This window comes from Kitasatospora sp. NPDC088783 (assembly GCF_044750705.1).
GTDB classification, from domain to species: Bacteria; Actinomycetota; Actinomycetes; order Streptomycetales; family Streptomycetaceae; genus Kitasatospora; species Kitasatospora fiedleri.
Genome location: NZ_JBIVKJ010000002.1, coordinates 237,199 through 255,035, shown reverse-complemented (window position 1 = coordinate 255,035; position 17,837 = coordinate 237,199). Strand labels below are relative to the sequence as shown.

Below are 17,837 nucleotides of genomic sequence, written 5' to 3'. Positions count from 1 at the left end.
GGGCCCGGCGCGCGTTCAGTCCGGGTAGTGGCAGGCGGCGGTGTGGTCGGTGCCGGGGGCTGCCGGGACGGGGCGCGGCGGTTCGGTGGCGCAGCGGTCGCGCTGGGCGGGGGCGAGGGTGGGGTGGACGGGGCAGCGGGTGCGGAAGGGGCAGCCGAGGTGGCGTTCGGCGGGTGAGGGCGGGTCGCCGGCCAGCAGGCGGCGGGGGCGGGCGCGTTCGGCGGGCGGGTCGGGGAGCGGGACGGCGGCGAGCAGGGCCCGGGTGTAGGGGTGGCGGGGGTGGGTGAAGACGCGTTCGGCGGTGCCGGTCTCGACGGTGCGGCCGAGGTACATGACGGCGACCCGGTCGGCGAGGTGGCGCACCACCGACAGGTCGTGCGAGACGAACAGGTAGGCGAGGCCGAGTTCGGCCTTCAGCCGCTGGAGCAGGTTGAGCACCCCGGCCTGGACGGAGACGTCGAGGGCGGAGACCGGTTCGTCCAGGACCAGCAGGTCGGGGCGGACGGCGAGGGCGCGGGCGATGGAGATCCGCTGGCGCTGGCCGCCGGAGAACTCGTGCGGGTAGCGGTCGGCGTGCGCGGGGTCGAGGCCGACCTGGCGCAGCAGCTCGGGGACGCGGCGGCGGGCCTCCGCGGTGGGGGTGCGCTGGGCGAGCAGCGGTTCGGCGAGCACGTCGCCGACCGGCATCCGGGGGTCGAGGGAGGCGGCCGGGTCCTGGAAGACGATCTGGACCCGGGAGCGCAACCGCCGGACCGCGGCCCGGTCGAGGGTGGCGGTGTCCTGGCCGAGGAGTTCGATCCGGCCGCCCTGCGGGGCGGCCAGCCGGAGGATCTCGTACAGGGTGGTGGACTTGCCGGAGCCGGACTCGCCGACCAGGCCGAGCGTCTCGCCCCGCCGGATGTCGAGGTCGACGCCGTCGACGGCGTGCACCTCGCCGGCCCGGCGGCGCAGCAGGCCGCCGCGGTGGCGGGGGAAGCTGCGGGTGAGGCCGTGGACGGCGAGGACGGGCTCGCGTTCGGCGCGCGGGCGGGGGACGGTGGCGGCGGGCGGCAGCTCCGGGACGGGGTAGACCTCGGCGGGGGCGGGCCGGGCGGCGGCGAGGTGGTCGGCGCGGACGCAGGCGGCGAGGTGGGCCGACGGGGGCCGGCCGGTGCCGGTGAGCGGCGGCTGCGCGGTGCGGCAGCGCTCCTCGACCAGCGGGCAGCGGTCGGCGAACGCGCAGCCGGGGCCGGTGAGTTCACCGGCGGCGGGCGGGGAGCCGGGGATCGGGACGAGTGGTCCGCCGCGGCCGTCGAGCCGGGGGACGGCGCCGATCAGGCCGAGCGTGTAGGGGTGCCGGGGGGCGGCGTACAGCTCGTCGACGGGGGCGGTCTCGACGATCCGTCCGGCGTACATGACGGCGACCCGGTCGGCGCTGCCGGCGATCACCCCGAGGTCGTGGCTGACCAGGACCAGGGCGGCGCCGCTCTCCCGCTGGGCGGTGCGCAGCACGTCGAGGACCTGGGCCTGGATGGTGACGTCGAGGGCGGTGGTGGGTTCGTCGGCGAGCAGCACGTCGGGGTCGTTGGCCACCGCCATGGCGATCATGGCGCGTTGGCGCATGCCGCCGGAGAACTCGTGCGGGAAGGCGTCCAGGGCGCGGGTCGGGTCGGGGATGCCGACCAGGTCGAGCAGGTCAGCGGCGCGCTTGCGGGCGGCGGTCCGGCCGAGGTCCTGGTGGATCCGGACGGCTTCGGCGATCTGGTCACCGATCCGGTAGACCGGAGTGAAGGCGGACAGCGGGTCCTGGAAGACCATGGCGATCCGGCGGCCGCGGACCTCGGCGAGCTGCCGGGCGGGCAGGCCGACCAGTTCGCGGCCGTCCAGCCGGACCGAGCCGCCGGTGCGGGCCGTGGCGGGCAGCAGGCCGAGCACGGCGAGCGCGGTGACGGACTTGCCGGAGCCGGACTCGCCGACCAGGCCGAGCGTCTCGCCCCGGTGCAGGTCGAGGTCGACGCCGCGGACCACCGGGCGGCCGTCGAAGTCGACGGTGAGGTCGCGGACGGTGAGCAGCGGCGTGGTCGGCGGGGCGGTCGGCGGCGTGGCTGGCGGGGCGGTCGGCGGCGTGGCTGGCGGGGTGGTCACGGGGTGCTCCGGCGCGAGGGGGTGGTGGTCGGACGGCGGCGGCGGGGTCGCCGGGCGGGGCGGCGGCGTCCGGCGGCGGCCGTCGGGTCGAGGGCGTCGCGCAGGCCGTCGCCGACCAGGTTGACGGCGAGCACGAACAGCACCAGCAGTCCGGCGGCGAAGTAGAACAGCCAGGGGAAGACGGGGGCGTCGCCCGCGCCGGCGGCCAGCAGGGTGCCGAGCGAGACGTCGGGCGGGCGGACGCCGAAGCCGAAGTAGGAGAGCGCGGCCTCGCTCATCACGGCGCCGCCGACGGTCACGGTGGCGTCGATGATCAGGAACGAGGAGACGTTCGGCAGCACGTGCCGCCAGATGATCCGGAACGGCCCGACGCCCATGTACCGTGCGGCGGCGACGAATTCGCGCTCGCGCAGCGAGCGGGTCATCGAGCGGACCACCCGGGCGGTGATCATCCAGTTGAACACGGCGAGCAGCAGCACGAAGGCGATCCAGCCGCTGCCGCGCAGCCGGGGCGAGAGCACGGCGATCACCAGGAAGGCCGGGAAGATCAGCAGCAGGTCGACCAGGAAGGTCAGCACCCGGTCGGTCCAGCCGCCGAAGTACCCGGCGCAGGCCCCGACCAGCGAGGCCAGGCCGGTGGAGAGCACCGCCACCAGCAGCCCGATCACCAGCGACTTCTGCAGGCCCCGGACGGTCTGCGCGAACACGTCCTGACCGAGCCCGTTGGTGCCGAACCAGTGCGCAGCGGACGGGGGTTGGCGCAGGTTGGCGTAGTCGGGCGCGGCGTAGTCCCAGGGCGTGAGGTAGGGCCCGACGAAGGCCAGCAGGAACAGCAGCACCAGCACGACCGCCCCGGCCACCGCCCCGCGCGAGCCGGCCAGCCGGGCGGCGGCCAACCGCACCCGGCCGCGCGGCGCGAACGCCTCGGCGGAGGACGGCTGCTCGGCGGCGAGGACGAGTTCGGCGCTCATCCCGCCACCGCCCGAGCGGACGCGGCGAACGCGGCCGCCAGCCGGGGTGCGGGCGTCAACCGGGACGCGGCCGTCGACCGGGGTACCGCCGCCGACCGGGGTGCGTCCGCCGACCGGTCGGCGGGAGAGGCGAGTTCGGTGTTCATGCGGCCCTCACCCGGGGGTCGAGCGCGGCGTGCAGGGCGTCGGCGAGGAAGCCGGCGGCGAGGACGACCACGGCGGCGAACAGGTTGACGGCGACGACCGAGTTGACGTCCTGCTCGTTGACGGCCTGGATGAACCACTCCCCCATGCCGTGCCAGCCGAAGATGGTCTCGGTGAAGGCGGCGCCGGTGAACAGGCCGAGGAAGGCGTAGGCGAACATCGTGGTCATCGGGATGATCGCGGTGCGCAGGCCGTGCTTGAGCAGGGCCCGGCCGCGGGTGAGCCCCTTGGCCTCGGCGGTGCGCAGGTAGTCCGCGCCGAGGACGTCGAGCATGGTGGCGCGCTGGTAGCGGCTGTAGGTGGCCAGGCCGCCGAGGGCGAGCGAGAGGGTGGGCAGCAGCAGGTGCAGCCCCCAGTCGGCGAGGTGGGTGCCGAGGCCGCCGGCCAGGTTGGGCGTCTCGTAGCCGGTGAACGGGATGACGTCGTGTCCGGCGGCGTCCTTGGCGGCGATGGCGCCGTTCTTGAGCAGCAGGGCGAGCAGGAAGACGGGTGTGGAGAGCAGCACGAAGGAGAGCACGGTCAGCAGCCGGTCGGAGAGCCGGTACTGGCGCACCGCGCTCCAGGCCCCGGCGGCGACGCCGAGCAGCATGCCGAGCAGGCTGCCGACCAGCAGCAGCCGGAGCGAGACCCAGATCCGGCGGCCGAACTCGTCGTTGACGGCGGTGCCGTGGATGGTGCGGCCGAGGTCACCGTGCAGCAGGCCGTCGGCCCAGGTGCCGAAGCGCTGGACCACGGGGGTGCGCTCGTTGAGGTTGAGCGCGGTGAGCTGCCGGTCCACGGACGCGGCGGAGGGCCGGGGCTGCTTGGCCTCGAAGTAGGCGCGGGGGCCGAGTGCGGTGGCGGTGAGGGCGTACGACAGGAACACCGCCGCGGTCAGCAGGGCGGCGTAGTAGCCGAGCCGTTGGGCGAGGTATCGCGTCACGGCCTGCCTCCGGTGTGGTTCGCACACCTGGGGAACATGGTCATTTGCCTTCGCTAGTACGGGTTTTGACGCACTTTCGGGCAGCAGTTGTACGCCACGCCGGACGGTCCGTCCAGGGCCCGCCGCGCCGACGGGTCCACCCGGTCCGGGGAACCCGCTGGTCACAGCTGATCAGACGGGTACGGACGGCGTGTTGCCACAGTGTTGCCCCGCGTTTCACTTCGATCAGTTCTGCACGCCCACCCCTGGTGGGGTGGCTGACGGGCTGTTACGTTCGCCCCGTCGGCACCGACTTGGCTGCCCACCATCAAGTGCCGCCACACCTGGCGGCCCCCCACTCTTCGAAACCCGAGGACTCCCCCGATGCGCACACCGCCCGCCACCCGCCGGATCGGCCGCACCGCCGCGGCGGCCCTCGCCGCCCTCCTCGCCGCGACCGCCTGCAGCTCCACCGGCGGGTCGACGGGCGACGTGGCCAAGACCGTCTCCCCCACCGTGGACGCCGAGGACGACAACCCGCAGCCGCTGGACAACATCAAGGACGGCGGCGAGCTGCGCCTGCCGCTCCAGCAGTGGATCACCCAGTGGAACCCGTACCAGGTCGACGGCAGGTACGGGGACGCGGTGGAGATCATGTACTACACCGAGGCCAAGCTCTTCCAGGTCGACGCCAAGGGCGTCTACCACCCCGACCCCTCGTACCTGGTCTCCGCCGAGGTCACCTCCACCTCGCCGCAGGTGGTGACGTACAAGCTCAACCCGAAGGCGGTCTGGTCCGACGGCACCCCGATCGGCTACCGCGACTTCGAGGCCGTCTGGAAGGCGTCCAACGGCAAGGACCCGGCGTACAACCTCGCCGACTCCTCCGGCTACGAGCAGATCTCCGCCGTCGAGCAGGGCGCGGACGCCGGGGAGGTCAAGGTCACCTTCGCCCAGCCGTACGCCGACTGGCAGAACCTGTTCAACCCGCTGCTGCCCGCCTCCGGGATCTCCACCCCGCAGGACTTCAACGACGGCTGGGTGGAGAAGGTCCCGGTCTTCGGCGGCCCGTTCGTGGTCTCGAACGCCGACAAGACCGCGCAGACCATCACGCTCACCCCCAACCCGCACTGGTGGGGCCCGAAGCCCAAGCTGGACCGGATCACCTACCGGGTGCTGGACGCCGCCGCGATCACCCAGGCGTTCCTGAACAACGAGGTCGACCTCGCCTCCGCGGGCACCGCCACCGCGTACGGCCAGCTCAAGGACGCCGCCGGCGCGGCGATCCGCACCGGCACCCCCTGGGACGAGGTGCACATCTCCTTCGGCGGCAACGGCCCGCTCGCCGACCAGAAGGTCCGCCAGGCGCTCGGCCGGGCGATCGACCGCGCCTCGCTGATCAAGATCGCCAACAAGGGCGTCCCGGTGGAGTTCAAGCCGCTCGACAACCACCTGTTCATGACCAACCAGAACGGCTACCGGAACAACGCCGGGGACTGGGCCTCCTACGACCCGGCCACCGCGAAGAAGTGGCTGGACGAGGCCGGCTGGAAGGACGCGGGCGGCACCCGCAGCAAGGACGGGCAGCCGCTGGAACTGCACTACGTGCTGAGCGACGGCTCCACCCAGGCCCAGACCGACCTGGCCACCGCCGTGCAGAACATGCTCCAGCAGGTCGGCGTCAAGCTGACCCTCGACAAGGTCTCCAGCAAGGAGTACTTCACCAAGTACATCAACCTGGGCAAGTTCGACCTGGCCAGCTGGCGCAACACCGACTCCTTCCCGCTCTCCCAGACGGTGGCGATCTACCGTGCTCCGCAGGGCGACAACGTGTTCGGCAACTACTCGAAGCTCAGCACCCCCGAGATCGACGGCCTGCTGCGCAAGGCCGCCGCCACCCTCGACCCGGCGCAGGCCGACGAGTTGTACAACCAGGCCGACGCGAAGATCTGGGAGCTCGGCCACACCCTGGAGCTCTACCAGCGCCCCAGCATCGTCGCCGTCCGCAAGGGCCTGGCCAACTACGGCGCCGGCAGCCTGGCCAGCACCGTGATCACCTCGGTCGGCTGGCAGAAGTAGCCCGCCCGGTCCGGTGCCCCCGCCCCGGGCGGCACCGGGCCGCCGACACCGGACCGCCGGCCCCGGCCCGCCGGCCTCGACTCGGCGGCCCGGTTCAGCGGCCCCGGCTCAGCGGTCCTTGAACTCCTCCAGGGCCTCGAACACCGTCCGCCGCATCGCCTCGCCGCCGACGTGCCCGGAGTCGTCGAAGACGTGCAGCCGGGCGTCCGGCCACGCCTTCGCCAGCTCCCAGGCCGTCCGCACCGGGCAGCCCAGGTCGTACCTGCCGTGCACCAGCACGCCCGGGATGCCGGCCAACTTCCCTGCCTCGCGCAGCAGTTGGTCCTCCGCCAGCCAGGCGCCGTTGCTGAAGAAGTGCGCGCAGATCCGGACGAACGCGATCCGGTCGTCCGCCGCCCGGGCGCTGTACATGCCGGGGATGCCATGGGGCTCGTCCGAGATCACCGCGTCCTCCCAGGCCAGCCAGGCGTCGGCGGCGGCGGCCCGGACCGCCCGGTCGGGGTGCTCCGTCCGCCGCGCGTAGGCGGCCAGCAGGGCGTACACGTCGCCGTCCCAGGCGTGCTCGGGGACGGCGGCCAGGAAGCGGTCCCACGCCTCGGGCTTGAAGGCGGACACCCCGTGGTAGAGCCAGTCGGTCTCGGCCCGGCGGGTGGTGGTCACCGCCTGGAGGACGATCTCGCTGACCCGCTCCGGGTGCTGCTGCGCGTACGCCAGGATCAGCGTCGAGCCCCAGGAGGCGCCGTCCAGCAGCCAGCGCTCGATGCCGAGGTGCGCGCGCAGCCGCTCCATGTCGTCGATCAGGTGCTGCGTGGTGTTCAGCGCCATGTCCGCCGCCGGGTCGCTCGCGTGCGGGGTGCTGCGCCCGCAGTTGCGCTGGTCGTAGCGGACCACCCGGTAGCGCGCCGGGTCCCACGCCCGGGTGGGCCGGTCCGGCGTGCCCGCGCCGGGCCCGCCGTGCACGTACAGGGCGGGCTTGCCGGCGGGGTTGCCGAGCTGCTCGTAGTAGATCCGGTTGCCGTCGCCGGTGTCGAGGAACCCGCGGTCGTAGGGGACGGTCGGCGGGTGGAGGAGGTCGTCCAGGGGGGTCGGAGGCATGACGGACGATCCTAATCTGCTTCCTCCGTGCGGCAACTGAATAACCGTCACCCCCGGCGGGCCGCCGGGGGTGACGGTCCGCGCCGTGCCTACTGCTGCCAGAGCTGGAGTTCGGAGAGCTGCCCGGCGGGCCAGCCGGTGTTGCCGGTGACCTGGACCCGGACGTAGCGGACCTGGGCGGCGGGGAAGGCCAGGGTGACGGTGTTGTCGGCCGCCGGGTCGAAGAGGTAGGCGGCGGAGGACTTCAGCGGGGTGAAGGCGGTGCCGTCGGTGGAGCCGAGCAGGGTGAGGGTCTGGGTGCGGGCGCCCCAGCCGGCGGGCAGCCGGAGCACCGCGCGGGAGACCTGCCGGGCGGTGCCGAGGTCGACCTGGGCCCACTGCGGGAGGGCGTTGTTGGCGCTCTCCCAGTAGCTGTTCCGGTTGCCGTCGGTGAGGTTGCCGGAGCCGTAGACGTCGGCGTGCGAGGACTCGGCGGTGGGCCGACCGGCCGCCAGGTCGGTGGCGGGCGGGGTGGAGGTGCCGGCGAAGCGCAGGTGGTTGAGGTTCCAGCCGCCGGTGTCCTGGACCAGGGTGAGCACCTGGCGTCCGGCGGGCAGGGTGAGGCGGGCGGTGGCGTCGCCCCAGGTCTGCCAGTCGCCGGTGGCGGGCAGGGTGACGGCGCCGGTCAGGTCGGCCCCGGTGCCGTTCGCCAGGTGCAGGGCGCCGGTGACGGCGGCGGGCGCGGCGTACCGCAGGGTGACGGTGTACGTCCCGGCGGTGGCGACGTCCACGGTGTAGCGCTGCCACTGGCCGCCCGAGGTCCAGCCGAGGCCGTAGCCGCCGCCGGTGTCGGTGACGGCCTCCAGGTCGACGCCGTCGGCCCGGTAGCCGTTGGCGGTGCCGTTGACGGTGTTGACGAAGTAGCCGGTGCCGGGGCCGCCGGTGTCGTAGTCCTCGGCCTGCACGGTGCCGGGGATCGCGGCGGGCGAACCGCCGTACGGGGCTTCGGGGTTGCCGGTGCCGCTGCCCCAGCTGTTGCCGCTCGCGGTGACGGTGAAGGCCGGCGAGTTGTTGCGGTACGCGGTGGCTCCGGCGGCGCTCAGGCCGGTGACGGTGTTGTCGGTGAGGGTGGCCGAGCCGGTGGGCGCCGGGTAGAACGGCGGGGCGACCACGAAGCCGTTGCGGCCGGGCGCGGTGACGGTGTTGCCGCGCATCAGGGTGTTGGTGGACGCGGAGAGGCCGACGCCGTCGTACAGCGCGTTCAGCACGGTGTTGCCGGTGACGGTGACGTGGTCGACCACACCGGTGTTCTGGCCGTCGCCGCCGTTGCCGACGTGCAGCGCGGGCTGGCCCTGGCCGTAGCCGTTGCCGCCGGAGCGGACCACGGTGTTGGCGTTCAGGGTGGCGCCGAGCAGGTCGCTGCCGTTGACGCCGAAGCGGCCCGCGCCGAGGCCGATGTAGCGGGCGGTGTCGGAGACCAGGTTGTGCTCGATCAGGTGGCCGCTGCCGCCGTAGACGCCGATGCCCTTGCCGCCCCAGGGGGCGACGATGGTGTTGTGCGTCATGGTGATCCGGGCCATCGGCGTGTAGTACGTCCGGTTGCCGTTGCCGTCGGTGTTGTAGTTCACCGAGTTGACGGCCATGCCGTCGTCGCCGGTGCCGCGGACGAAGTTGTTGTCGGCGGTGATGTCGCTGCCCACCGAGTTGCCGAGCGAGACGTTGTTGACGTTGATGCCGTCGGCCCAGACCGCGGTGACCCGGGCGTTGCGGACGCTGCCGCCGGTGCCCGAGGCCCAGTAGCCGGACTCGACGTGCTGGCTCCAGATGCCGTCGGCGCTCCAGTTGGTGCCGGTGGTGTCCATCGCCCCGCCGCCGCCGTCGACCATCTCCCGGCTGGTGGAGTTGGAGTCCAGGTGGAAGCCCTGGACGTGGGTGGAGGTGAGGTTGAACAGGGCGGCCAGCGGGGTGCGGTTGGGCAGCGGGATGTCGCGGTAGACCGTCGAGTACCACTGGCCGGCGCCGACGATGGTGATGTCCCGGGCGGTCAGGCCGGTGGTGCCGCGCAGGTAGAAGGTGCCGGGCGGGATCCACAGCGTGCGCTGTTGGGCCTGCGCCTGGTCGATGCAGGACTGGATCGCGGCCGTGGAGTCGACGGCGTCGGGCGCGGCCGAGCCGTTGGTCGGGGCGGTGCTCGCGACGGCCCCGCAGTCGGTGATCGACAGCGATCCGGCGGGCCGGGCGGCGGGCGGCGGCGGGTTCTCCGCGTCCAGCACGTCGATGTCGTAGTACGCGGCGGTGTTGGCGGCGTCCTTGCGCAGTTCGACGGTGCTGCCGGGGGCGATCGGCGCGCCGGTGACGAAGGTGTGCGCCTCGTCGAAGAAGTCCCGCGGGTCGCCGTCGGCGGCGTTCTGGTTGCTGCCGTTGTAGTGGCCGTCGCCGCCCTCGTAGAACCAGCTCTGCCGGGAGTTCAGGTTCAGCGCCTGGCGGAACACCCCGTCCACGTACAGGTTCAGGGTCGCGGTGGTGCCGCCGCCGGTGGCGGAGTCCGGGATGCTCTCGCGCACGTTGATCGCGCTGACCGGCCCGCCGGTGCCGTTGGTCCAGCGCACGCCCTGCCCGGTGGCGGCCAGGTGCACGTACGCGTGCCCGGACGCCTCCAGCGCGGCGCTGGAGTACGGCGTGGTCGGCGCGGCGGTCAGCGCGACGACGGCCGCGCCGCCGGTGGGCGTGCCCGCCTCGGCCTCCCACGGGGCGAACGGGAGGGTGGCGCCGGCGGTTCCGGCGTCCGCGGCTCGGGCGCCCGCCGCGCCGCGGGTGTCCGCCGCGGTGGCGACGGTGGCGGCCGCGGGTGCGGCGAGCGCGGCGGCCAGCAGCGCGGTGGTGGCGAGCAGGGCGGTCCGGGCGCGCGGACCGGCGCCGGGCAGAGGTCGTCTCATCGAGTCCCTTCCTGGGCGTGCGCGAGGCGCGCTCCGCGGAGGCGCGGGCGCGCTGAGCGAGGAGCGGGGAGCGGTGGAGCGCGGGCGGGGCAGCAGCGAACGTAACCTCGTTGACATGAATCCGCAATGCCTGCACCGGATCGCGCAAAATCCCAACTCCACTCGCGCACACCGCAGTCAGGGACTCGGGCGGGACGGAGGGCGGGCCCGTGGGGCCGCGACGGGACGGGGTCGACGGGTGTCGACGGGCCAGGGGCGGGGCGGGGGCGGCGGCGCCGTCCCGGTGGTCGGCCCGGGCGGCCGCCGCCCGCCGCTACCCCAGGCCGAGGGCGGCGCGCAGCCGTCCCCGGGTGGCCGCGGCGGCCTCCCGGGTGACGGGGTCGTCGCTGCCGAGGGCGTCGCCCAGCAGCAGGTCGGCGGCGGCGACCACGGCGGCGGGGAGGACGATCTCGCGCAGGCCGAGCAGCTGGGCGGCGGCCTGGTGCCCGATCGTCGGGGGGCCGGAGGGCCGGTCGTGGGGTTCCGCCGGTTCGGGGACGCGCGGGGGCGTCGCCATGGGGTGCCCGCCCTGCGGGCGGCGCGGTTCGTTGATCACGGGCATGCTCCGTTCAACGGGCCACGGCCCACGACGGTTACGCGGTCCGCGACGTTCGAGTGGCCCGCCACCGCCCGGCCCGGCTCCGTTGTGGGCCGCCGTGGGCCGTTACCGCCCGGTCAGGAGGCGTGCCGGTCCGCGACGGCGGCGGGCCCGGACCCCGGCGCGGGCGCGGCCCTGGCCGCGGGCCCGGAGGCGGGCGCGGAGGCGGGCGCGGAGGCGGAGGCGGACGTGGACGTGGACGTGCCGAGAGCGGGCCGTTCGGGGCGCGGGGCGAGCGTACGGACCCCCGCCGGCAGCGGGGCGGTGGCGGCGGCGGTGTGCGCGGCCCGGATCCACCGGGCCAGGGCGTGGGCGAACTCGGGGCCGATCGCGGCGGCGTGCTGCAACTGGTCCAGATCGCCCGGTCGGAGCGGGACACCGGCCTCCGAGAGGGCGGCCAGCAGGGGTTGCAGCAGCGTCCACTGGAGGCGGACGGCGGGCAGCGGGCTGGTATGCGCAGGCTCTGTCACGCCCGGTCCAACTACCCGCCCCCGACGGGGACACGGCCCGTTCACCCGGTTCCACCCCAGGGTGCAACCCGGCTCCGGACCGCGTGCCGCACCCCGCCGGAAGGCCCGTCCGGTGGTACCGGCGGGGGGACCGAGAGGGGACCGAGAGGGGACCGAGGGCGTCGGCGGGGGGGCTCAGTCGAGGCGCAGCCGTGCCAGTCGGCGCAGGGCGAGGGCGGCCAGCAGGGCGGTCGCGGCGGCGAGCAGGGCGGCGGCGAGGGGGTGGGGCCCGCCCGCACCGGCCCACAGGGCGCCGACGGCGGTCGCGGTGGTGAGCAGGGCGACGACCGCGACCAGCAGGACGGGGCGGTGGCCCAGGCGGGCGGCGGGGCCGGGCGGGCGGTCGAGCCGGCGGTCCAGACGGGAGTCGGTCCGGCGCAGGTGCTGTTCGATCTCCGCGAGCAGGAGGCGTTCCTGCGGGGTCAGTCGGGTGTCCATGGGTCTGCCGCCTCTCGGGGAGGGGGGTGCGGGTGTCGTCGGGCGGGCACGGCGGTGGCGGCCGGTGCGCCGCGCGGGTCGGATCGCCGTCCTCCTCTCGGTGCGGCGGGCCGCGACCATCGCGGGTACCCCTTTCCGGGAAAAAGTCCCGCCGGGCGGTCGGTGCCCACCCGCAGCGCTGGTGCAGCGTTTCGGCCCGGGGCGGCCGGGGCGTCTGGAGCGTCCGGGGCTTCGGGGCGGCCGGGGTCTCCGGGGTCTCCGCACCCGGCGGCGCGCCGCTCCGCGCCCCCGCACCCATCCGGATCGGGCCCGGCTCCGAACCCCGTGGACACTCCATGGACGTCCCTGTCGACGTCCCGACGGCCGAGGAGGCAGCGATGATCGAGGTGGTGCGGGAGATCCCGGTCCGCCGTCCGGCGGGTGAGGTGCTGGACTACCTGGCGGATTTCGCGCACGCCGCCGAGTGGGACCCGGGCACCGAGCAGTGCGTCCGGATCGACGCGAGCGGGAGTGCGGGTACCGGCGGGAGCACGGGCGCGCCGGGGCCGGGGGCGCGGTGGCGGAACGTCTCGGTGTTCCGGGGGCGGCGCACCGAGCTGGTGTACGAGCTGGTGGACCGCGGGCCGGACCAGGTGCTGTTCGTGGGGCGCAACCGCACCGTCACGGCCTCGGACGAGATCACCGTCAGCCCGGGTCCGGGCGGGGCGGGGTCGGTGGTCCGGTACCGGGCGCGGCTGCGGTTCCACGGGCTGGCGCGGCTGGCGGAGCCGTTCCTGCGGCGGGACTTCGAGCGGCTGGCGGACGCGGCCCGGCAGCGGATGCCCGAGGTGCTGGACGGCGGCTGAGCGCCCGGCCGGGCCGATCCCCCGTTCGGAGCAATCCGCGGACCCGGTGCCTCCGAATGAGGGGCGCAAGGGCCGCCGCGGGCGGCCGGGACCAGTGGGGAGGATCGACGTGACGACACTCGGCACCGTTTCCGCCGGAGGGTTCGTCCCGCCGTCGCGCGAGGGGCGGCCCGTGCGGCGGGTGGCCGTGGTGGGTGCGGGGGTGGCGGGGCTGAGCGCGGCGTACGCGCTGGCGCGGGCCGGGGCGGCGGTCGAGCTGTTCGAGGCGGCGGACCGGCTCGGCGGGCACGCGCACACCCAGCGGATCACGGCGGCGGACGGCCGGGAGTTGGCGCTGGACACCGGCTTCCTGGTCCACAACACCCGGACGTACCCGGAACTGGTGGGCCTGTTCGACGAGTTGGGCGTACGGACGCAGGACAGCGACATGAGCATGTCGGTGCACTGCGAGGGCTGCGGCCTGGAGTACGCGGGGGCCCGCGGCCTCTCGGGGCTGCTGGCCACCCCGGGCAACCTGGTCCGGGGCCGGTACCTGCGGATGCTCGGCGAGGTGCCGCGCTTCCACCGCCTGGCCCGCCAGCTGCTGGCCGCGCCGGAGCCGGCCGACCCGGAGCCGGGCGCCGCCGCGGCCGGGGCGGACGCGGACGCGGCGGACGCGGCGGACGCGGCCGACCCGAGCCTGCGCGCGTTCCTGGCCCGGCACGGCTTCTCGCCGTACTTCACGCAGCACTTCATCACGCCGCTGGTCTCCGCGGTGTGGTCCTGCGCGCCCGACCTGGCCGGGGACTACCCGGCCCGCTACCTGTTCGCGTTCCTGGCCAACCACGGCCTGCTGAGCGTCACCGGCTCGCCGACCTGGCGCACCGTGGTCGGCGGCTCGGCCGCGTACGTGGAGCGGATCGCCGCGCACCTCACCGCGCACTCCGGCACCGTGCACCGCTCCGCGCCGGTGCGCGCGGTGCGGCGGCACCCGGACGGCGTCACGGTGGCCACCGAGGACGGGCGGTGGACCCGGGCGGACGCCGTGGTGGTGGCCGTCCACCCCGACCAGGCGCTGCGGCTGCTCGCCGACCCGACGCCCGCCGAGCGGGAGGTGCTGGGCGCGTTCGCGTACTCCCGCAACCCGACGGTGCTGCACCGGGACGCCTCGGTGCTGCCCCGGGCCGCCTGGGCGCGCGCCTCCTGGAACTACCGGATGCCGGACTGCGACGCGCCCTCCGACCGGGTCCGGGTCAGTTACCACCTGAACCGGCTGCTGCGGCTGGGCGGCGCGGAGGACTACCTGGTCACCCTGAACGAGGACGACCGGCAGCCGGTCCCCGAGCCGCTGGTGGTCTCCCGCACCGTGTACGAGCACCCCGTGTACACCGCCCGCACGGTCGCCGCCCAGCGCCGACTGCCCGAACTGGCCGGTCCCCGCACCACGTTCGCCGGGGCGTACCACGGCTGGGGGTTCCACGAGGACGGCTGCCGCTCCGGCCTGGCCGCCGCCCGCCACCTGCTCGCGACGGTCGCGCCGTGAGTGCCGTCCGCGCGGCGGGCGCGCCGGGCGCCGCACCGCCCGTGCCGCCCGTGCCGCGCGTGCTGCCCGGCCCGTGGGGCGCGGTGCTGTACGAGACCCGCACCACGCACGTCCGGGCCGAGCCGCGCCGGGTGTTCCGCCACCGCGGCTACCTGTGGCTGGTCGACCTCGACCACCTGCCCCGGCTGCCCCGGGCGCTGCGCCCGCTGGCCCGCTTCCTGCCCCGCGACCACGCCCTCGCCCCCGGCTCCGGCTCCGACCCCGCGAGCATCCGGGAGGACCTGGCCCGCGAGCTGGCCGCGCACGGCCTGCGCCCGGACCCGGCCGGGCGGGTGCTGATGCTGACCCAGGCCCGCTCGCTGGGGTACGTGTTCAACCCGCTGACGGTGTACTGGTGCCGGGACGCAGCGGGCGCGCCGCTGTGCACCGTCGCCGAGGTGCACAACACCTACGGCGAGCGGCACCGCTACCTGCTGTTCCCGGACGGGGCCGGGCACGCGCGGACGGCGAAGGAGTTCTACGTCTCGCCGTTCCTGCCGGTCGACGGCCACTACCGGATGCTGCTGCCGGAGCCGGACGCCCGGCTGCACCTGACCGTGCAACTGGAGCTGCCGGGCGGGCGGGCGTTCACCGCCACGGTGGCCGGCACCGGCCGCCCGGCGGGCCCGGCCGCGCTGCTGCGGGCGGTGCTGCGGCACCCGTTCGCGACCTTCGCCGTCAGTGTGCGGATCCGCTCCCAGGGCATCCGCCTGTGGCTGCGCGGCCTGCCCGTCCACCCGCGCCCGCGCCCGGGAGTCGAGCCCGAGGCCGCCGCCGGCCCGTGCCCCCGCCCGGAGGCCGACCCGGGAGCCGGGTCCACCGCCGGCCCGTGCCCCCACGGGCGGCCGGGACCCGGCCCCCGCACCGGCCCGGAGACCGTCGCCGCCCGTCCCCTCCCCCTTCCCCGCACCCACCACCGTTCCCGTTCCCGTTCCGGAGAGGCACCCCGTCGATGACCACCACCGTCCCGTTCCCGACCGCCGTCGACCCGCTGCGCTGGCCGGACGTCGCCCGGGTGCCGCACGCCCCGCTGCGGGCCGCGGCGGCCGGGCGGCTGCTGCGCCGGGCGGCGGCCCACCGCGGCCTGCGGGTCGAACTCCCGGGCGGGCGCCCGCTGCTGGCCGGCCCGCCGCAGGCCCCGGTGCTGCGGCTGCACCGCCCGGAGGCGTTCCTGCACCGGGTCGGCGCGGGCGGCCTGATCGGCTTCGGCGAGTCCTACCAGGCGGGCGACTGGGACAGTCCGGACCTGGCCCGCCTGCTGACCGCGCTGGCCGCCCGCCCCGAGACCCTGGTGCCGCCCGGCACCGGGTGGCTGCGCCGGCTGTACGTGCGGCGGCCCCCGGCGGCGGAGCTGTCCACGGCCGCCAACGCCCGGCGCAACATCCACCGGCACTACGACCTGTCGAACGAGCTGTTCGGGCTGTTCCTCGACCCGACCATGTCGTACTCCTCGGCGGTGTTCTCCGCCCCCTCCCCCGCCACCCGCTGGGCGGACCTCGTCCCGGCCCAGCACCGCAAGATCGACCGGCTGCTCGACCTGGCCGCCGTCGGCCCCGGCACCCGGCTGCTGGAGATCGGCACCGGCTGGGGCGAACTCGCCCTACGCGCCGCCGCCCGGGGCGCCCGGGTGGTCACCCTCACGCTCTCCGCCGAGCAGCTCGCGCTGGCCCGCCGCCGGATCGCCGACGCCGGGCAGTCCGAGCGGGTCGAGGTCCGGCTCTGCGACTACCGCGAGGCCCGGGGCGAGTTCGACGCGATCGTCAGCTGCGAGATGATCGAGGCCGTCGGACGCCCGTTCTGGCCCGCCTACTTCGGCGCGCTGGACCGGCTGCTCGCCCCCGGCGGCCGGGTCGCCCTGCAGGCCATCACCATGCCGCACGCCCGGATGCTGGCCAGCAGCAGCACGTACACCTGGATCCTCAAGTACGTGTTCCCCGGCGGGCAGATCCCCTCGCTGCGGGCGATCGCGGACACCGCCGCCGCGCACACCCGGCTGCGGGTGGACAGCGCGGACGCGTACGGGCCGCACTACGCCGAGACGCTGCGGCTGTGGCGGGAGCGGTTCACCGCCCGGGCCGGGGAGGTCGCGGAGCTGGGCTTCGACGAGGTGTTCCGCCGGATGTGGGAGCTGTACCTGGCGTACTCGGAGGCCGGGTTCCGCACCGGCTACCTGAACGTCCACCAGGTGCTGCTGAGCCGGGACGGCCTGCGGTGAACGCCGCCGCGTTCGGCGTCGGCGCGGCCTGCACCGCCGGCGCGGCCCTGGCCGTGATGCTGCTCGCGTTCGCGGTCGGGGTCCGCACCGGCCGCCACCGGGGCGTCGACGTGGCCTGGGGCCTGGCGTTCACCGCCGTCGCGCTGACCGGCTACGGGCTGTCCGCCGGGTACGGCGACGGCGGGCGGCGGGCGCTGGCCACCGTCCTGGTGGCGGTCTGGGGCCTGCGGCTGGCCGCCCACCTGTGGTGGCGGGCCCGCGGCCTGCCCGAGGACCCGCGCTACGCCCGGATGCTGTCCCGCGCCCCGGAGGGCCCGGCCCGCGCCCGGTACGCGCTGCGGACCGTCTACCTGCTCCAGGCCGTCCTGGTCTGGTTCGTCTCGCTGCCGGTGCTGGCCGCCCAGTACCTGCCCGACCGGCTCGGGCCGACCGCCTGGGCGGGCGCGGCCCTGTGGGCGGTCGGCCTGTTCTTCGAGGCGGTCGGCGACGCCCAGCTGGCCCGCTTCAAGGCCGACCCGGCCCACCGCGGCCGGGTGATGGACCGGGGCCTGTGGCGCTACACCCGGCACCCCAACTACTTCGGCGACGCCTGCGTCTGGTGGGGCCTGTTCCTGCTGGTCGCGCACGCCCCGATCGGCTGGGCCTTCGTCGCCAGCCCGCTGCTGATGACCTGGCTGCTGGCCTTCGGCAGCGGCAAGCCCATGCTGGAGAAGCACCTCTCCTCCGGCGAACGCCCCGGCTGGGCCGAGTACACCGCCCGCACCAGCTCCTTCTTCCCGCTCCCGCCGCGCCGCCGCTCCCCGCCGGCGGGCGGCTGAGGCCCGGGCGCTCCCCCGAGCGGCGGTCCGGAATCCGGCCGCCGCTCTCAGGCCCGGCCCTGCGGGTCGGCGGTGGCGTCCGGATAGCCCGCCGCCTGCATCACCGCCTCGGCCACCAGCCGGGCCTGTTCGGGCGTCAGGCCCTCGATCGCGTGGCGCAGCGGGCCGGTCCGGACCCCGGCCAGGCCGGCGGCGACGGTGAGGACGGCCTTGGCGGGCTCGCCGAGGCCGTCCCGGGCGGAGGTCCGTCCGGCCTGCCGGGGCCGGCCGAGGCGGTCCATCGCGTGGCGGAAGTCCACGGCGGCGGACGGGCCGTCCGGGCCGTCGGCGGTCGGCACGAAGCCGTTGCGGACCAGCCAGTCGCGGACCTCCGCGACCTGGAAGGCCAGCCGGACGGCCGCCTGCACCGGCGGCTGCCCGGACGCGCCGCGCAGCGCCAGTGCGTACAGCCGGGCCCGGTCCTCGTCCCGGAACGGCACCTCGGTCGGCATCGCGCTCTCCCCTCCCCCGCGGGGGCCCGCCCCG

Annotated in this window: 14 protein-coding genes and 1 pseudogene; 6 read left to right on the top strand and 9 right to left on the bottom strand. The window is 75.5% G+C overall.

Annotated elements, in window-relative coordinates:
* Positions 1–15 precede the first annotated feature (15 nt).
* From ACIP60_RS05560 to ACIP60_RS05550, 3 genes are all read right to left on the bottom strand, one after another.
* Positions 16–2,052, bottom strand: a complete 2,037-nt coding sequence (locus ACIP60_RS05560; protein WP_400681535.1) for a dipeptide ABC transporter ATP-binding protein — start codon at positions 2,050–2,052, stop codon at positions 16–18.
* Between the two features lie 68 nt (positions 2,053–2,120).
* A complete protein-coding gene (locus ACIP60_RS05555) occupies positions 2,121–3,095 on the bottom strand; it encodes an ABC transporter permease (RefSeq protein WP_400680344.1) in 975 nt (324 codons plus the stop codon).
* Positions 3,096–3,237: 142 nt separating this feature from the next.
* The gene (locus tag ACIP60_RS05550) at positions 3,238–4,221 is read right to left on the bottom strand and encodes an ABC transporter permease (protein ID WP_100834802.1); all 984 of its coding nucleotides are present in this window, start codon (positions 4,219–4,221) and stop codon (positions 3,238–3,240) included.
* Positions 4,222–4,584: 363 nt separating this feature from the next.
* Between ACIP60_RS05550 and ACIP60_RS05545 the strand changes: the two genes are divergently transcribed.
* Positions 4,585–6,279 carry an ABC transporter family substrate-binding protein gene (locus ACIP60_RS05545; protein WP_400680341.1) on the top strand — a complete coding sequence of 565 codons (1,695 nt, stop codon included), beginning with the start codon at positions 4,585–4,587 and terminating at the stop codon, positions 6,277–6,279.
* 108 nt (positions 6,280–6,387) lie between these two features.
* Here ACIP60_RS05545 and pip read toward each other — a convergent pair whose 3' ends face one another.
* The 5 genes from pip to ACIP60_RS05520 form a co-directional block, all read right to left on the bottom strand.
* Positions 6,388–7,374 carry a prolyl aminopeptidase gene (gene pip / locus ACIP60_RS05540; RefSeq protein ID WP_400680338.1) on the bottom strand — a complete coding sequence of 329 codons (987 nt, stop codon included), beginning with the start codon at positions 7,372–7,374 and terminating at the stop codon, positions 6,388–6,390.
* 89 nt (positions 7,375–7,463) lie between these two features.
* On the bottom strand, positions 7,464–10,289 hold the full coding sequence (locus ACIP60_RS05535) for a discoidin domain-containing protein (protein WP_400680336.1): 2,826 nt from the start codon (positions 10,287–10,289) through the stop codon (positions 7,464–7,466).
* A 313-nt stretch (positions 10,290–10,602) separates the two neighbouring features.
* Positions 10,603–10,884 (bottom strand): hypothetical protein, encoded by a 282-nt coding sequence (locus tag ACIP60_RS05530; RefSeq protein WP_100834806.1) that lies wholly within the window; start codon positions 10,882–10,884, stop codon positions 10,603–10,605.
* A gap of 119 nt (positions 10,885–11,003) precedes the next feature.
* Complete coding sequence (locus ACIP60_RS05525; protein ID WP_400680332.1) at positions 11,004–11,396, bottom strand: hypothetical protein; 393 nt, start codon at positions 11,394–11,396, stop codon at positions 11,004–11,006.
* A 174-nt stretch (positions 11,397–11,570) separates the two neighbouring features.
* Positions 11,571–11,873, bottom strand: a complete 303-nt coding sequence (locus ACIP60_RS05520) for a DUF3040 domain-containing protein (RefSeq protein ID WP_400680330.1) — start codon at positions 11,871–11,873, stop codon at positions 11,571–11,573.
* 335 nt (positions 11,874–12,208) lie between these two features.
* On the opposite strand from ACIP60_RS05520, the gene ACIP60_RS05515 reads away from it, so the two are divergent.
* The 5 genes and pseudogenes from ACIP60_RS05515 to ACIP60_RS05495 all read left to right on the top strand — a co-directional run bounded on the left by ACIP60_RS05515 (position 12,209) and on the right by ACIP60_RS05495 (position 17,312).
* Positions 12,209–12,718 carry an SRPBCC family protein gene (locus ACIP60_RS05515; protein ID WP_400680327.1) on the top strand — a complete coding sequence of 170 codons (510 nt, stop codon included), beginning with the start codon at positions 12,209–12,211 and terminating at the stop codon, positions 12,716–12,718.
* 181 nt (positions 12,719–12,899) lie between these two features.
* Positions 12,900–14,240: an NAD(P)/FAD-dependent oxidoreductase gene (locus ACIP60_RS05510; RefSeq protein WP_400681534.1), complete on the top strand. Its 1,341-nt coding sequence runs from the start codon at positions 12,900–12,902 to the stop codon at positions 14,238–14,240.
* Positions 14,241–14,302: 62 nt separating this feature from the next.
* Positions 14,303–15,028, top strand: a pseudogene (locus ACIP60_RS05505) (DUF1365 domain-containing protein); the annotation flags it as partial.
* 203 nt (positions 15,029–15,231) lie between these two features.
* Positions 15,232–16,494 carry a class I SAM-dependent methyltransferase gene (locus ACIP60_RS05500; RefSeq protein ID WP_400680325.1) on the top strand — a complete coding sequence of 421 codons (1,263 nt, stop codon included), beginning with the start codon at positions 15,232–15,234 and terminating at the stop codon, positions 16,492–16,494.
* Positions 16,495–16,550: 56 nt separating this feature from the next.
* A complete protein-coding gene (locus ACIP60_RS05495; RefSeq protein WP_400681531.1) occupies positions 16,551–17,312 on the top strand; it encodes a DUF1295 domain-containing protein in 762 nt (253 codons plus the stop codon).
* Between the two features lie 47 nt (positions 17,313–17,359).
* On the opposite strand, the gene ACIP60_RS05490 is transcribed toward ACIP60_RS05495, so the two are convergent.
* Positions 17,360–17,803, bottom strand: coding sequence for a hypothetical protein (locus ACIP60_RS05490; protein WP_400680324.1), 444 nt, complete (start codon positions 17,801–17,803; stop codon positions 17,360–17,362).
* Positions 17,804–17,837: the final 34 nt, after the last annotated feature.

Bases quoted from the DNA above. Each gene is read 5' to 3' on its own strand.
- ACIP60_RS05555 (WP_400680344.1), bottom strand. From the start codon at position 3,095: ATGAGCGCCGAACTCGTCCTCGCCGCCGAGCAGCCGTCCTCCGCCGAG.
- ACIP60_RS05545 (WP_400680341.1), top strand. From the start codon at position 4,585: ATGCGCACACCGCCCGCCACCCGCCGGATCGGCCGCACCGCCGCGGCG.
- pip (WP_400680338.1), bottom strand. From the start codon at position 7,374: ATGCCTCCGACCCCCCTGGACGACCTCCTCCACCCGCCGACCGTCCCC.
- ACIP60_RS05535 (WP_400680336.1), bottom strand. From the start codon at position 10,289: ATGAGACGACCTCTGCCCGGCGCCGGTCCGCGCGCCCGGACCGCCCTG.
- ACIP60_RS05520 (WP_400680330.1), bottom strand. From the start codon at position 11,873: ATGGACACCCGACTGACCCCGCAGGAACGCCTCCTGCTCGCGGAGATC.
- ACIP60_RS05515 (WP_400680327.1), top strand. From the start codon at position 12,209: ATGGACGTCCCTGTCGACGTCCCGACGGCCGAGGAGGCAGCGATGATC.
- ACIP60_RS05500 (WP_400680325.1), top strand. From the start codon at position 15,232: ATGACCACCACCGTCCCGTTCCCGACCGCCGTCGACCCGCTGCGCTGG.
- ACIP60_RS05495 (WP_400681531.1), top strand. From the start codon at position 16,551: ATGCTGCTCGCGTTCGCGGTCGGGGTCCGCACCGGCCGCCACCGGGGC.
- ACIP60_RS05490 (WP_400680324.1), bottom strand. From the start codon at position 17,803: ATGCCGACCGAGGTGCCGTTCCGGGACGAGGACCGGGCCCGGCTGTAC.